Source organism: Streptomyces sp. NPDC048352 (assembly GCF_040651895.1).
Classification (GTDB): domain Bacteria; phylum Actinomycetota; class Actinomycetes; order Streptomycetales; family Streptomycetaceae; genus Streptomyces.
In genome coordinates, this window is sequence record NZ_JBEZKZ010000056.1 from 32,945 (window position 1) to 47,396 (window position 14,452).

Genomic DNA, 14,452 nt, shown 5'->3' on the forward strand with positions numbered 1-14,452 from the left:
TGATCAGTCCACCGTCACGTAGTCGGGACCGGAGTAACGCCCGGTGCTCAGCTTCTGGCGCTGCATGAGCAGGTCGTTCAGCAGGCTGGAGGCGCCGAAGCGGAACCACTCGTTGGTCAGCCAGTCCTCGCCCGCGGTCTCGTTGACCAGGACGAGGAACTTGATGGCGTCCTTGGTGGTGCGGATGCCGCCGGCCGGCTTCACGCCGATCTGGATTCCAGTCTGCGCCTTGAAGTCGCGTACGGCTTCGAGCATCAGCAGGGTGTTGGCGGGGGTGGCGTTGACGCCGACCTTGCCGGTGGAGGTCTTGATGAAGTCGGCGCCGGCGAGCATGCCGATCCAGGAGGCGCGGCGGATGTTGTCGTACGTCGACAGCTCGCCGGTCTCGAAGATGACCTTCAGGCGGGCGGCCGTGCCGTCCTCGCGGACGCAGGCCTCCTTGACGGCCCTGATCAGCTCGTACGTCTCCAGGTAGCGGCCGGCGAGGAAGGCGCCACGGTCGATGACCATGTCGATCTCGTCGGCGCCGGCGGCGACGGCGTCACGGGTGTCGGCGAGCTTGACCGGCAGGGCGGCGCGGCCGGCCGGGAAGGCGGTGGCGACGGAGGCGACCTTGACGTCGGCTCCGTGCAGCGCGGCCTTGGCGGTGGCCACCATGTCGGGGTAGACGCAGACCGCCGCGGTCATGGGCGTGCTGCGGTCGGTCGGGTCGGGGTTGACGGCCTTGGCGGAGAGCGCCCGGACCTTGCCCGGGGTGTCCGCACCCTCGAGCGTCGTCAGGTCGATCATCGAGATGGCCAGGTCGATGGCGTACGCCTTGGCCGTCGTCTTGATCGAGCGGGTGCCGAGTGAGGCCGCGCGGGCCTCCAGGCCGACTGCGTCTACGCCGGGCAGCCCGTGCAGGAAGCGGCGCAGCGCACTGTCGGACGTCGTCACGTCAGCGAATGCGGTGAGGGTGGTGGGCATGGTCACCAGATGAGCATATCTACGCGCGTAGCGCCTGTCACCCCCCACGGTGCACACATGGGCGTGACATCCGTCATCGGAGCTTCGGGCTCCGCGTGCCGGTACCGCCCGGCGGCCCATGCGGCACAATCGGCGCATGACTACGCCCTCCCCCCACGAGCCGGTCTACGCCGACCGCGTCTACCGCTCCCCCATGGCCGTCGTCACCGGGGTGCTGCTGCTCGCGCTCGTCGCGTGGCTGTGCGGGGACGCCGTCGTACGGGGCGGGGCGAGCGCCCGCTGGATCGGGATCGCCGTCGCGCTGTGCGCCGTCCCGCTGATCGTGGCGTTCACCCTGCGGCCGGCCGTCTTCGCCAACGACGACCGGATGCGGATCCGCAACCCCTTCCGGATCATCGAGCTGCCCTGGGCCGCCGTCGACGCGGTGCGCGCCGGGTACTCGGCCGAGGTGCTGGCGCAGGGGTCGAAGTACCAGCTGTGGTCGGTCCCGGTGTCGCTGCGCGAGCGCAAGAAGGCGGGCCGGCAGTTCAGCCGCCGGGACGCGCTCAGCGGCAAGGGCGTGACGGAGCAGGAGGAAGCCGCCGCGGGCGCCGCGCCGCAGCGGGCGGGCGCCGACCGGGTCGTGGACGAGCTGCGCGAGCTCCACGAGACGGGGGCCGCCCGGCCCGGCGCGCAGGGCGGCGTCACCGTGCGGTGGGCGTACGAGATCATCGCGCCGGCCGTGGCGGGTGCGGTGCTGCTGGCCGTCCTCCTCGCGACGGGCTGAGGCGTCCTGCCGTCGCCGGCCGGGCCGCTGAGCGGCCGTAACCGTTCCGCAACGGCGCCGGCTGCCGGAACCGTCGCCGCCGGGGGGCGCGTCCTCGCAGGTGTGCACCGTCATGCAGGCAGCGGCAGCGCCGCCACCGCCACACAGCTCCCGGTCCGGTCCCGGCTCCTGAGCGGGGCCCTGCTGGCCGCGCACCTGCTGGTCGTCGGATGGCTGACCCTGAGCCCCCTGGACGTCCCCTGGGCGGCGGCCGCGAACATGACCCCGCTGGAGGGGATCCGGGCGGACCTCGCCTACGGCCCGCTGGAGGCCGCCCAGCGGATCGGCGAGGGGCTGGCGCTGCTGGCCCCGCTGGGGGTGCTCCTGCCGCTGGCCGGCGGGCGCCTGGTGCCCGGGCCGCTGGCCGCCTGGTCCTCGCTGGTGCGGACGGCGGCAGCCGCCGTACTGATCTCCCTGAGCATCGAGATGCTCCAGACCGCGGTCCCGGGCCGGGTACTGGACGTGGACGCGCTGCTGCTGAACACCACCGGCGTGGTGCTCGTCCACCTGGCCGTCGTACCGGTGCTGCGCGCCCGGCTGCGCCGCACCCACGCGACTCAGGGGCCCACCCCGAGAATTACCAGGGTCGGCATCGGCCCTTGGACCGAGGTGCTGTCGGCGGTACCGCGCGAGTATTGAGGCATCGCGGAAAGGGAATATCCCGGCCCGCGGTCCCCTACGAAGGAGAAGAAAATGAGCGCGATTACCCGCCCCCGTGACGGACGGATGATCGGCGGCGTCTGCGCCGGGCTCGCACGGCGTTACGGAATCAAGACGCGGACGATGCGGATCATCTTCGTCGCCTCGTGCCTGCTGCCCGGACCGCAGTTCCTCATCTACCTCGCGCTGTGGCTGCTGCTCCCGAACGAGAAGTCCGGAGCGGGCACCGCGCGGACCGCCTGGTAGCACCCGACCCGGGCTCTGGTGCGGCCGGAGCGCGGCTCTGGCGGGGATCAGCCCGCCTTCCGGACCTTCTCGAGCTGCTTGTCGGCCACTTCCTGCGGGACCAGCGCCTTCTGGTCCTGGGCGGCCACGTTGAGGGCCATCAGCCGCACCACCCGGTCGCCCTCGCGCACGACGACCAGGTGGACCGGTGCCGAGACGCCTTCGGCCGCGGCGGTCGTCGTCCAGCTGACGGTCTCGTCGCCGGCGGTCCGGTACGGGACGGTCTTCACGTCCCGGTAGCGGCCGGTCTGCTTCTCGACGGTGGCGGTGAAGCCCGTACCGCAGGCGGCGACGGCCTCGCGCAGCCGGGAGAGGACCTTCTTGGCGTCGCCCTCGGCGTAGGAGCTGACGGAGGCGGAGACCGCGAGTCCGACCTGCTTCTGGGAGCCGATGCCCCGGTTGACGGTCTCGCGGGCGGCCGGGTCGGGCTTGTCGCCCATGACGTCGGCGAGCGGCTGGCAGGCCTTCTTGTCGGCCTGCGGCTGGCCGTCCGGGGCGTTCGGGTTCTTGCCCTGCGCGGAGATCTGGTAGCCGGCCAGGTCGCCCTGGGCGAGGGCGGCCCGCTCCAGGCTCGCGTCCTTGGCCTTGGGGGCGGCGGAGGCGGCCGGGGCGCCGGGCGCGCCGGGTGCGTCCGAGGGGCGTACGGCCGCCGAGCCCTTGGGGTCGGGGGACTTCCCGGACGCGGAGGTGTCCGTACCGCCGCCGCACGCGACGGCCCCGAGGAGCAGGGCGGGGAGCAGCGCGAACCTCGTCGCGGGCGCCGTGAATCGAGCCGTGATGCGCATGACCGAACCTCATACCCCTTGCCGAGCCGGGCAGTTGGTGGTGATCGTGGCACACCGCGCGACGCGGCGCACACCTCCTCGAAGGGGCGTGCGCCGCGTGCACGTGCGTGCGATTCGAGGGGCCCGGATCAGCCGCCGAGGCCGCCGGGCAGCGGGGGGAGCCCGCCGAGCAGGCTGGTGACGGGGGCGGCGGCGTCCGTGGCCTCGCCCTCCTGCGCCGCCTGCTGCGTCTGGTCGGTGAGCTGGCTGGTGGCGCTGGTCAGGGAGCCGAGGGTGTCCGTCAGGCTGGCGGCGGGGAGCGCCGAGGCCGAGGCGGTTCCGGCGGCGCCCGCGGCGAGGGCGGCACCCATCACAGCGACACCGAGGGACTTGGCAGCAGACTGCTTCATGAAAGATCGTCCTTGCGACGGGGAACTGAGCGGCTCCGCAAACTAGCCACTTCAAACCCCCTCCCGCAAACATCCGTAAATACGAGAAAGCGTCCGGAAATCATTTCTCCCGGACGCTTTCCGTAGGTCAGCCCATGGCCTAGGCCGAGACAGTTCCGCTGGTGGAAGCGGTCTGGCGGAACAGCCATTCGGACTTCAGCTCCGCGTAGCCCGGCTTGATCACGTCATTGATCATGGCCAGTCGTTCATCGAAAGGAATGAACGCGGACTTCATCGCATTGACGGTGAACCACTGCATGTCGTCGAGCGAGTAACCGAAGGTGTCGACCAGGTGCTCGAACTCGCGGCTCATGCTGGTGCCGCTCATCAGCCGGTTGTCGGTGTTCACCGTCAGCCGGAAGTGCAGCTTGCGCAGCAGGCCGATCGGGTGTTCGGCGTACGAGGCGGCCGCGGCGGTCTGGAGGTTCGAGGTGGGGCACATCTCCAGGGGGATGCGCTTGTCCCGGACGTACGAGGCCAGGCGGCCCAGCTTGACCGAGCCGTCCTCGGCGACCTCGATGTCGTCGATGATCTTCACGCCGTGGCCGAGCCGGTCGGCGCCGCACCACTGGAGGGCCTGCCAGATCGACGGCAGGCCGAAGGCCTCGCCCGCGTGGATGGTGAAGTGGTTGTTCTCGCGCTTGAGGTACTCGAAGGCGTCGAGGTGGCGGGTGGGGGGGAACCCGGCCTCCGCGCCGGCGATGTCGAAGCCGACCACGCCGTTGTCGCGGTAGCGGTTGGCCAGCTCGGCGATCTCCAGGGCACGGGCCGCGTGGCGCATCGCGGTCAGCAGGGCGCCGACGCGGATGCGGTGGCCGTTGGCCCGGGCGCGGCGCTCGCCCTCGCGGAAGCCGTCGTTCACGGCCTCGACGACCTCTTCGAGGGTCAGGCCGGCTTCCAGGTGCTGTTCGGGGGCGTAGCGGATCTCGGCGTACACGACGCCGTCCTCGGCCAGGTCCTCGGCGCATTCGGCGGCGACCCGGTGCAGGGCCGCCTTCGTCTGCATGACGGCGCAGGTGTGCGCGAACGTCTCCAGGTAGCGCGGGAGGGAGCCGGAGTCCGCGGCGTCGCGGAACCAGACGCCCAGCTTGTCGGCGTCGGTCTCGGGCAGCTTGTCGTAGCCGGCCTCGGCGGCCAGTTCGATGATGGTGCCGGGGCGCAGTCCACCGTCGAGGTGGTCGTGCAGCAGCACCTTCGGGGAGCGCCGGATCTGATCCGGGGTGGGCAGGTTGGAGGTCTCGCTCGTCATCCGGGCACTCTACTCCTACGCGCGTAGAGCGGGGAGTCGGCGCCGAGGTCGATATGTAACAGAGACCGTACGGACGGGTCGCGTACACCTGTGGTTCTGAGACTGTTCCGCCATGGCACAGCATGCGCCGCCGGCGCGCGGGGCCCGCCTGGGGCGGGCGGCCGGCGCGAACGGCTCGGTCTCGACGGTCGGCACGGTCAACGGGGTGGTGCTCCTGGTTCCCGGAGCGTCCAGATGGTCCCCCTCTCCGGTACGCCCGCTCGCACGGGCGCTGGCCCGGGCGGGCGGGGCGCAGGGGCTGGTGGCGCATCCGGTGATGCCAGGGGCGGGGCCCCTCGAGGAGGCCGCCGGGTGGGCGGCGGACGAGGTGGTGCGGCGGTACGGGGACGTGCCGGTGTGCCTGGCGGGTTTCGGCGCGGGCGGCGGGGCGGCACTGCGGGCGGCGGGGCACGACGCCGTCAACTCGGTGGTGGCGCTGGCCCCTTGCTTACCCGGGGCGGTTCCCGGGGGCTCCCCTGAACCGGTGAAACAGCTCGCGGGGCGCCAGGTGCTGATCGTGCACGGCACGAACGACGCGCGCAGCGATCCGGAGTCCTCCTTCCTGCTGGCCGCGCGGGCGAAGAAGGCGAATCGTTCCACTTGCCGGTTCGAGGTGCACTCGGACGGCCACCGGCTGCGGGACCACCGGGCGGAAGTGGTGGCGCTGGCCGTGGACTTCGTACTCGGCGCGATGTTCACGGGCCGCTACTCCCGGCCGGTCACCGACGCACTCGCCGCGCCCCCGCCGCTGGGCCTGCGGATGCCGCTGGCCTCGGGTTTCGGGCGGTCCCTGCGGGGCTGAGGGGGCGCGGACCCCAGCGTAGAGTGGGGAGTGGACTCGGGGTGGCTCCTTCGCGGGAGGCGATCCGCCATGGCCAACATGGTGCGCAAGAGCTTCGACAGCGCCGACGAGACCCGCCCGTTCGCCGAGGGCAAGGGCAGGCTGGACCTGATCGAGACGGACGGCGGGCCGGTCGGGCGGGCCGTCTTCGAGCCGGGCTGGAAGTGGTCGGAGCACATCAAGCCGCTGGCGGGGACGGACAGCTGCCAGTCCGCGCACACGGGGTACGTGGTGAGCGGCCGCATGCACGTCGTCATGGACGACGGGGAGAGCGCCGAGTACGGCCCGGGGGACTTCATGCAGATCGCCCCGGGGCACGACGCGTGGGTGCTGGGCGACGAGCCGTGCGTCGCGGTGGACTGGACGGGCTTCGGCTCCTACGCGAAGCAGGCCTGAGCCCCTCACCGACGCGTTGCCCTGCGCCTTCCGCCGCAGTCGCCACGGCGCGGCCGCGTCGGCGGAGCCTGCCGTTCCGTCCCCTCTCGGTCGGACGGCTCCCGGTCCGGCGCGGCCGCGCGCCGTGGGACCACTGTGCCGGTCCGGCGAGGAGCGGAAGCCCTCGTTCAGGCGTCGAGTTGCCGCCTTGCGGGAACCCGAGGGGTTTATAAACGGACACAGTCAGGGACGTATGTGCACATGCCCGCCGATGCCGAAGACGACGACCTGAGCCCGGCGGCGCGGCGCCTGTACGCGTACGCCGTCGAGCGGCACGCCTTCACGGTGGCCGACGCCACCGCCGCGCTGGGGGCCCGCGCGGCGGCGGCGGTTTCCGAGCTGGCCGCCGCGCACCTGCTCCAGCGGGCCCCCGGCGGCGGCCCGGAGCGGTGGAGCGCGGTGGCGCCCCGCGCGGCGGCGGCCCGGGCGCTGGCCCCGCTCGCCCTGCTCGTACGGGAGACCCACGACGAGATGGACCGGCTGCGCGGGCGGCTGGAGGCGCTGGTCCCGGCGTACGAGGCGGGGGCCTCGCACCGGGACCTGAGCGGGTCGGGGCGGCTGGAGCTGGTGACGGACCTCGGCGCGGTGCGCGGGCTGATCACCGAACTGGCGGCGGGCTGCGAACGGGAGCTGCTGACCTCCCAGCCGGGCGGGGGCCGGCCGCAGGAGACGCTGGAGGAGGCGGTCGGGCGGGACGAGTCGCTGCTGGCGCGCGGCGTCCGGATGCGGACCATCTACCAGCACACGGCGCGCTATTCACGGCCGACGGCGGCGTACGTCGAGCGGGTCACGGCGCTGGGGGCGCAGGTGCGCACCCTGGGCGACGGGCTGATGCGGATGCTGATCTTCGACGGGCACACCGGGCTGATGGCGGTGCCGGACCGGCAGGGGGCGGCGCTGGTGGTGCGAGAACCGAGCGTCGTGCACTTCATGACGGCGGCGTTCGAACGCTCCTGGACGGGGGCGGAGCCCTTCCCCACGACGGTGAGCCCGGAGGCGGCCAAGTCCCTCTCGGACGAACTCCGCCAGACGATCGTACGGCTGCTGTCGGAGGGCCTGGAGGACAAGGTGATCGCCCGCCGCCTCGGCATGTCCGAACGCACCTGCCAACGCCACATCGCCGAGATCATGCGCGCGATCGGCGCCAAGTCCCGCTTCCAGGCCGGGTACTTGCTGGCGAGCGCGACCGCACCCCGCTCGGCCGAGGCCTCCGGGCCCGACGGGCAGGTCCGGTGACGGTGATGCCGTCCGCCTTGAAGAAGCCGGCAGGGCTGGGCAGGGTGCCGCACGCCCGCCGCCGCTGACGTTCGGAGGATCCGTCGCGCAGCAGTGTGCTCGGTCGGGGCCAGACCGCCCTCCGCGGGAAGGGGTGGTACTCGGAGCCCCGCTCAGCGGCAACCGGACCGCGGCCCCAGCGGGCAGGCCCGGCCCCGCCCGGCGGGCCGACGGCCGGAGGCCGGCGCAGCGGCGCGAAGCCGGAGAGGCCGCCCGCGGCCGAGCCGCGCGAGCGGCGCGTCAAGAGGACTAGGACGGCGGTTCCAGTTCCGGGATCAGGCGGCCGCGGCGGGACAGGAGGAAGCGCTTGAACGCGGCCACCGGCGGGGTGTCCGGGTGGCCGTCCAGCCAGGCCACGCCGATCTCGCGCACCGCGCGCGGCGCCGTCACCGTCAGCTCGACCACCCCCGGGCGGGGCACCGCCGGCGGCGGCAGGAGGGCCACGCCGAGACCCGCCGCGACCAGGCCGCGCAGGGTCTCCGCCTCCTCGCCCTCGAAGGCGACCCTGGGGGTGAACCCGGCCTCCGCGCACAGGTCGTCGGTGATCCGGCGCAGGCCGTAGCCCGCTTCGAGGGTGACGAAGGTTTCCTCGGCGGCCTCCGCGAGGCGGATCCGCTTGCGGCCCGCGAGGCGGTGGTCGTCCGGGACCACCAGGCGCAGCCGCTGTTCGTCGAGGCGGCGGGCCACCAGGTCGGGGGCGTCGGGCACCGGCGAGGTCAGGCACAGGTCGAGTTCCCCGGCGCGGAGCTTCTCCAGCATGGCCTCGCCGTAGTTCTGGACCAGGGCGAAGCGGACGCGGGGGTGGTCGGCGCGGAAGCCGCGGATCAGGCCGGGCACCGTCTCGGGGCCCAGGGTGTGCAGGAAGCCGAACGCCACCTTGCCGGACGCCGGATCGGCGTCCTCCTGGACGGATCCGGCGGCGCGGGCGATCCCGTCGAGGGCCCGTTCGGCGGAGGCGAGGAAGGTGCGGCCGGCGGTGGTGAGGGCGACGGTGCGGCCCTTGCGGGCGAACAGCGTGACGCCCAGGTCCTGTTCGAGGCGGACCATCGCCCGGGACAGGGTCGACTGCGGTACTCCCAGCTCGTGGGCGGCGCGCGTGACGTGCTCGTGCCGGGCGACCGCGACGAACTGGGCGAGGCGGGGGGCCAGCTGTTGTGTCACGGCCATGTCTTCTTCGTAACGGTTCATTGATATCCGAAGCCCTGAGCAGTGGTGATGCGTGAATGGATCGATTATCGCGAATTCGTGCATTGGACGCATGAAAAAGGGAGGCCTACCTTCGACGTATGCCTCCCGCTCATACCGGGGCACCCCTCGTCACGGGTGCCTCCACCCCGTCGTTCCCCCAGCCCGAGCCGCACTCCCCCGGCCGCCCCGGCTACCGCCGGATGAGCCTCGCGCTCTTCGCCGCCGGGCTGGCGGTCTTCGCCCTCCTCTACTCCACCCAGGCCCTGCTGCCCGCGGTCTCCGCCGGCTTCGGCGTGACAGCCGGGCAGGCCAGTTGGACGGTCTCCGCGGCCACCGGCGCGCTCGCCCTCGCCGTCCTGCCGCTCAGCGCGCTGTCCGAGCGGTTCGGCCGGACCCGGATGATGACCTGCTCGATGGTGGTGGCCGTCGGCATCGGCCTGCTGGTGCCGTTCGCGCCGAGCCTGGAGTGGCTGGTGGCGCTGCGGGCGGTGCAGGGCGCGGCGATCGCCGGCGTCCCCGCCTCCGCGATGGCGTACCTGGCGGAGGAGGTCCGGCCGAAGGCGCTGGTCGGGGCGATCGGCCTGTTCGTGGCGGGCAACTCCATCGGCGGCATGAGCGGCCGCATCGTCACCGGCTGGGCCGCGCAGCTGTGGGGCTGGCGCGGCGGGCTGCTGGCCGTCGGCGTGATGGCGCTGGTCTGCGCGGCGGCCTTCCTGGCGCTGCTGCCCCGGGCGCGTTTCTTCCGCCCGGCGTCGCTGGAGCCGCGCGTGGTGGGCCGTACCGTCGCCGGGCACCTGCGCGATCCGCTGCTGCTGCGGCTGTACGGGATCGGCGCGCTGTTCATGACCGTCTTCGGGGCGGTGTACACCGTCATCGGCTACCGGCTGGCCGCCGCGCCGTTCTCGCTGGGCCAGGGCGTGGTCGGCTCGGTCTTCCTGGTCTACCTGGTGGGGACGGTCTCCTCGGCCGCCGCCGGGAAGCTGGTGGCGCGGGCGGGCCGGCGCGGGGCGCTGTACCTGGCGGTGACCACGACCGCGCTGGGGCTGCTGCTGTCGCTCGGGAACTCGCTGGGGCTGATCCTGCCGGGGCTGGTGCTGATCACGGCCGGTTTCTTCGCGGGGCACGCGGTGGCCTCGGCGGCGGTGAGCCGGACGGCGAAGACGGGCCGGGCGCAGGCCTCCGCGCTCTACCAGTCCGCGTACTACCTCGGCTCCAGCGCGGGCGGCACCCTGGGCGCGCTGGCGTACCACGCCTCGGGCTGGGCGGCCACGGTCGGCATCGCCCTGCTGGCGGTGCTGGGCGTCGTCTCGATCACCCTGTACGGGTCCCACGCGGCCCGGGCCGAGCGGCGGCGGCTGCTCTCCCCGGGCGGCCCGGCCGCGGCGGCCCGCTGAGGCATCGGAAACGGTCGGCTCCGGACCCCGCGGGAGCCCGCGGCGGCCAAGTCCGTTCAAGGTCTGTGCGGCGTGCGCAACTCGCTCTAGCGTGGGAGGAAGTGGCGCCCCCACCGGGCGGGCGCGGCAGGGGAGGGACCGGATGGCGGCGATACGCGTGCGCGCGAAGCGGCGGGCTGCGATGGTGTTCGGCGGGGCTCTGGCGCTGGCGGCGCCCCTGGTGGCGGTGGGGGGCGGTACGGCTCAGGCCGCCTCCTGCAACGTGACCACCGGGCCCTACCAGCGGCAGGTCGAGCAGTTCCTGGGGCGGCCGGTGGACGGGGTGCAGTCGGCGGCCGACTGCACGGCCATCCAGTCCTTCCAGGCCACCCACGGGATCACCCCGACCATGGGGTACGCGGGTCCGCTGACCTGGCAGACGATGAGCACGATGCTGGCGCAGCGGGCGGCCGGCAAGAACCCGAACGCGGCGGGGGCGTGCCCCACCCACCTGGGGCGGATCGCCTGCGTGGACCTGACCCGCCAGCTCAGCTGGATCCAGGACGGCGCCACCCTGAAGTACGGTCCGGTGCCGGTGCGCACCGGCAAGGCGGAGACGCCCACGCGGACCGGCCTGAAGAAGATCTACTACCGGAGCATCAACCACTGGTCGACGATCTACAACGTGGCCATGCCGTACTCGCAGTTCTTCGACGGGGGCATCGCCTTCCACTCGGTCACCAAGAGCATGTGGAACCCGCCGGGTTCGGGCGGCTGCGTGAACATGACGACGACCGACGCCAAGGCCTACTGGAGCATGCTGACCAACGGCGAGGACGTCTACGTGTACGGCCGCAAGCCCGGTACCTGACGTTCCCCCCGCGCTCCGGCTGCCGTTGTCAGACCCCTCCGGTAGTTTCCGAAGGGACGGCAACAACCTGGGGGACGGCAGCCATGAGTGACCTCGCGACCTCGTCACCGGAACTCGACGCGGCGATGGACCTCTACCGCGTCGAGCTGACCGGCTACTGCTACCGGATGCTCGGCTCGTCCTTCGACGCGGAGGACGCGGTGCAGGACACCTTCGTCCGCGCCTGGCGGGCGCACGGGAAGTTCGAGGGCCGCTCCTCGCTGCGCTCGTGGCTGTACCGGATCGCCACCAACGTCTGCCTGGACCAGCTGAAGGCGGGGAGCAGGCGGGCCCGGCCGATGGACCTGTCCGCCCCGCAGCACCAGGCCTCGGCCGTGCTCAACGAGCGGCCCGAGGTGACCTGGCTGGAGCCCGTGCCGGACGGACGGGTGCTGCCGCAGACCACCGACCCGGCGGAGGCGGCCCTCGCGAAGGAGTCCGTCCGGCTGGCCTTCGTGGCGGCCCTGCAGCACCTGCCGGCGAAGCAGCGGGCCGTGCTGATCCTGCGGGAGGTGCTGGCCTGGAAGGCGGACGAGGTCGCGCAGCTGCTGGAGACCTCGGTGGCGTCGGTGAACAGCGCCCTCCAGCGTGCGCGGGCCACCCTCGCGGGGCAGGCGCTGCGCCCCGGCGAGCCGAAGGACCCGCTGGACGCGGACCAGGCGAAGCTGCTGGAGCAGTACCTGTCGGCCTTCGAGGCGTACGACATCACGCGGCTCACCGCGCTGCTCCACGAGGACGCGGTGCTGTCGATGCCGCCGTTCGACCTGTGGCTGCGCGGGCCGGCCGACATCGCCGCGTGGCACCTGGAGCAGGGCATCGGCTGCAAGGGCTCGCGGCTGGTCCCGACCACGGCGAACGGGCTGCCGGCCTTCGGGCAGTACCGTCCGCGGGAGGACGGCCTGCCCGGGCACGTGCCGTGGGCGCTGCAGGTGCTGGAGGTGTCAGAGGGGCGGATCGTCGGGCTGAACGCCTTCCTGGACACGGCGCGGTGGTTCCCGCTGTTCGGGCTGCCGGAGGAGCTCTCCGAGGCCGGCCAGGTGTAGCAGGGCCCGGAGCGGCGGGGCTGCGCCGGTGACGCCGAAGGGGGCGCCGTGGCGGCGGGCCGCCAGGGCCATGCGGGCCAGGGCGTCGACGGTGGCGAGGGTGGGCTCCGTGACGCCGCCCGCGTCGCAGGTCACCGGCCCGTGGCGGGAGGCCTCGCGGACGCGGGCGCAGAGGGCGGGGACGTCGGGCTCGGGCCCTTCCAGGGCCAGGGTTCTGATCTCCACGAGGGGATGACCGTCCGCTGCCGCGGAACTCATCGGTAGCCGTTGCGCTGCCGCGCGGGGGCCTGAGCGGTGCGCTGCCGCGGGGTGCCGGTGTGGTGGCCGGGTGCGCTGCCGCGGGGTGCCGCTGCGCGGCGCGAGGTCCCCTACCCGCCCTTCGCCCGTTCCCCGGGCTGCGCCCGGACCCCTGGGGGTTCCGCCCCCAGACCCCCGCGCCTCAAACGCCGGCGAGGCTGGATTCTCCAGCCCGCGCGGCGTTTGAGCGCACCGGGCGCGGAGCGTCCGGAACGGGGTCCGGAGCGGAGCCCCGGGGTCTTTCAGCCCCGCCGGCGCTTGAGGCGAGAACGGTTGAAGGGCGGGTAGGGGACCAGCCCCGCGCAGCGGTACCGCACCCGCACCGACCCACAGGCCCGGGCCACGGGCACCAGCCCGGGCGCCGGCCCCGGCACCGGCACCGGCACCGGCACCGGCCCCGCCCCGGCCGGGGATCAGGCGATGCGGTCCAGGACGATCGGCTGCGCCGAGAACGCCGTGCCCGCCGGGGCGACGTCGTAGGAGCCCTCCAGGGAGGCCAGGGCGTACGCGAACTTCTCCGGGGTGTCCGTGTGCAGGGTCATCAGGGGCTGGCCCGCGGTGACCGTGTCGCCCGGCTTAGCGTGCAGCTCGATGCCCGCGCCCGCCTGGACCGGGTCCTCCTTGCGGGCGCGGCCCGCGCCCAGGCGCCAGGCGCCGACGCCGACCGCGTACGCGTCGAGGCGGGTCAGGACGCCCGAGGCGGGCGCGGTGACCACGTGGTGCTCGCGCGCCACCGGCAGGGCCGCGTCCGGGTCGCCGCCCTGGGCCGCGATCATCCGGCGCCACACGTCCATGGCGGAGCCGTCGGCGAGGGCCTTCGCCGGGTCGGCGTCCTTGATGCCCGCCGCGTCCAGCATCTCCTTGGCCAGGGCGATGGTCAGCTCGACCACGTCGGCCGGGCCGCCGCCGGCGAGGACCTCGACGGACTCGCGGACCTCCAGGGCGTTGCCCGCGGTCAGGCCGAGCGGGGTGGACATGTCGGTGAGCAGGGCGATCGTCTTGACGCCGCTGTCGGTGCCCAGGGCGACCATGGTGGAGGCCAGTTCGCGGGCGTCCTCGATGGTCTTCATGAAGGCGCCGGAGCCGACCTTGACGTCGAGGACGAGCGAGCCCGTGCCCTCGGCGATCTTCTTCGACATGATCGAGGAGGCGATCAGCGGGATGGCCTCGACCGTGCCGGTGACGTCGCGCAGGGCGTAGAGCTTCTTGTCGGCGGGGGCCAGGCCGTCGCCGGCCGCGCAGATGACGGCGCCGGTGGTGTCGAGGACGTTCAGCATCTCCTCGTTGGACAGCAGGGCGCGCCAGCCGGGGATGGACTCCAGCTTGTCCAGGGTGCCGCCGGTGTGGCCGAGGCCCCGGCCCGACAGCTGGGGCACGGCCGCGCCGCAGGCGGCGACGAGCGGGGCCAGCGGGAGGGTGATCTTGTCGCCGACGCCGCCGGTGGAGTGCTTGTCGGCCGTCGGGCGGGAGAGGGAGTCGAAGTTCATCCGCTCGCCGGAGGCGATCATGGCGGCGGTCCAGCGGGCGATCTCGGCCCGGTTCATGCCGTTCAGCAGGATGGCCATCGCGAGCGCCGACATCTGCTCGTCGGCGACGACCCCGCGGGTGTACGCGTCGATGACCCAGTCGATCTGCTCGGGGCTCAGCTCACCGCGGTCCCGCTTGGTCCGGATGACGGAGATGACGTCCATGAGGTGACTTCCTTCTACGCGCATAGAGATGAGGGAGGGAGGTTCAAGGAGTTTTCGAGGAGGGGGCCGGGAGCGGCGACGGCCCTCCGCCGGAGCAGGTCGTTGACCCCGGCGGTGACGGTGGCGACGTCCGGCCGCAGCGCCAGGGCCGGTCCGAGCTGTCCGGCGCGGACCTGTCCGGC

The 14,452-nt window shown here is 73.2% G+C and carries 16 protein-coding genes and 1 pseudogene; 9 read left to right on the top strand and 8 right to left on the bottom strand.

Features of this window, described 5'->3' with window-relative positions:
- Window positions 1-3: 3 nt before the first annotated feature.
- A complete protein-coding gene (gene deoC, locus AB0D45_RS24980; protein ID WP_361609307.1) occupies window positions 4-966 on the bottom strand; it encodes a deoxyribose-phosphate aldolase in 963 nt (320 codons plus the stop codon).
- A 136-nt stretch (window positions 967-1,102) separates the two neighbouring features.
- Here deoC and AB0D45_RS24985 point away from each other — a divergent pair, with 136 nt between their 5' ends.
- From AB0D45_RS24985 to AB0D45_RS24995, 3 genes are all read left to right on the top strand, one after another.
- A complete protein-coding gene (locus AB0D45_RS24985; RefSeq protein WP_361609295.1) occupies window positions 1,103-1,732 on the top strand; it encodes a PH domain-containing protein in 630 nt (209 codons plus the stop codon).
- A 168-nt stretch (window positions 1,733-1,900) separates the two neighbouring features.
- Window positions 1,901-2,410: a VanZ family protein gene (locus AB0D45_RS24990; RefSeq protein ID WP_362462820.1), complete on the top strand. Its 510-nt coding sequence runs from the start codon at window positions 1,901-1,903 to the stop codon at window positions 2,408-2,410.
- A 54-nt stretch (window positions 2,411-2,464) separates the two neighbouring features.
- Complete coding sequence (locus AB0D45_RS24995) at window positions 2,465-2,677, top strand: PspC domain-containing protein (protein ID WP_362462793.1); 213 nt, start codon at window positions 2,465-2,467, stop codon at window positions 2,675-2,677.
- Window positions 2,678-2,724: 47 nt separating this feature from the next.
- Here the strand turns inward: AB0D45_RS24995 and AB0D45_RS25000 are convergent, their stop codons facing one another.
- From AB0D45_RS25000 to AB0D45_RS25010, 3 genes are all read right to left on the bottom strand, one after another.
- Window positions 2,725-3,501, bottom strand: a complete 777-nt coding sequence (locus AB0D45_RS25000; RefSeq protein WP_362462796.1) for a hypothetical protein — start codon at window positions 3,499-3,501, stop codon at window positions 2,725-2,727.
- Between the two features lie 128 nt (window positions 3,502-3,629).
- Window positions 3,630-3,890: a hypothetical protein gene (locus AB0D45_RS25005; RefSeq protein WP_361609289.1), complete on the bottom strand. Its 261-nt coding sequence runs from the start codon at window positions 3,888-3,890 to the stop codon at window positions 3,630-3,632.
- A 139-nt stretch (window positions 3,891-4,029) separates the two neighbouring features.
- Entirely contained in the window at window positions 4,030-5,178 is a 1,149-nt protein-coding gene (locus AB0D45_RS25010; RefSeq protein ID WP_362462798.1) for an adenosine deaminase, read from the bottom strand.
- A gap of 112 nt (window positions 5,179-5,290) precedes the next feature.
- On the opposite strand from AB0D45_RS25010, the gene AB0D45_RS25015 reads away from it, so the two are divergent.
- The 3 genes from AB0D45_RS25015 (at window position 5,291) to AB0D45_RS25025 (ending at window position 7,729) form a co-directional block, all read left to right on the top strand.
- Window positions 5,291-6,019: an alpha/beta hydrolase gene (locus AB0D45_RS25015; RefSeq protein ID WP_362462801.1), complete on the top strand. Its 729-nt coding sequence runs from the start codon at window positions 5,291-5,293 to the stop codon at window positions 6,017-6,019.
- Between the two features lie 69 nt (window positions 6,020-6,088).
- Window positions 6,089-6,454, top strand: a complete 366-nt coding sequence (locus tag AB0D45_RS25020) for a cupin domain-containing protein (protein ID WP_361609283.1) — start codon at window positions 6,089-6,091, stop codon at window positions 6,452-6,454.
- A 240-nt stretch (window positions 6,455-6,694) separates the two neighbouring features.
- Window positions 6,695-7,729: a helix-turn-helix transcriptional regulator gene (locus AB0D45_RS25025; protein ID WP_362462804.1), complete on the top strand. Its 1,035-nt coding sequence runs from the start codon at window positions 6,695-6,697 to the stop codon at window positions 7,727-7,729.
- A 288-nt stretch (window positions 7,730-8,017) separates the two neighbouring features.
- Here the strand turns inward: AB0D45_RS25025 and AB0D45_RS25030 are convergent, their stop codons facing one another.
- Complete coding sequence (locus AB0D45_RS25030; protein ID WP_362462807.1) at window positions 8,018-8,956, bottom strand: LysR family transcriptional regulator; 939 nt, start codon at window positions 8,954-8,956, stop codon at window positions 8,018-8,020.
- A gap of 98 nt (window positions 8,957-9,054) precedes the next feature.
- Here AB0D45_RS25030 and AB0D45_RS25035 point away from each other — a divergent pair, with 98 nt between their 5' ends.
- From AB0D45_RS25035 to AB0D45_RS25045, 3 genes are all read left to right on the top strand, one after another.
- Window positions 9,055-10,350, top strand: coding sequence for an MFS transporter (locus AB0D45_RS25035; RefSeq protein ID WP_362462810.1), 1,296 nt, complete (start codon window positions 9,055-9,057; stop codon window positions 10,348-10,350).
- A 181-nt stretch (window positions 10,351-10,531) separates the two neighbouring features.
- Window positions 10,532-11,200, top strand: coding sequence for a L,D-transpeptidase (locus AB0D45_RS25040; protein ID WP_361610702.1), 669 nt, complete (start codon window positions 10,532-10,534; stop codon window positions 11,198-11,200).
- Between the two features lie 83 nt (window positions 11,201-11,283).
- A complete protein-coding gene (locus tag AB0D45_RS25045; RefSeq protein WP_362462813.1) occupies window positions 11,284-12,282 on the top strand; it encodes a sigma-70 family RNA polymerase sigma factor in 999 nt (332 codons plus the stop codon).
- Here the strand turns inward: AB0D45_RS25045 and AB0D45_RS25050 are convergent.
- The 3 genes and pseudogenes from AB0D45_RS25050 to AB0D45_RS25060 form a co-directional block, all read right to left on the bottom strand.
- A complete protein-coding gene (locus tag AB0D45_RS25050) occupies window positions 12,181-12,507 on the bottom strand; it encodes an STAS domain-containing protein (protein WP_361610694.1) in 327 nt (108 codons plus the stop codon). The genes AB0D45_RS25045 and AB0D45_RS25050 overlap by 102 nt on opposite strands.
- Window positions 12,508-12,992: 485 nt before the next feature.
- A complete protein-coding gene (locus AB0D45_RS25055) occupies window positions 12,993-14,270 on the bottom strand; it encodes a thymidine phosphorylase (protein WP_362462816.1) in 1,278 nt (425 codons plus the stop codon).
- A gap of 83 nt (window positions 14,271-14,353) precedes the next feature.
- Window positions 14,354-14,452: pseudogene (locus AB0D45_RS25060) on the bottom strand (SGNH/GDSL hydrolase family protein); the annotation flags it as partial.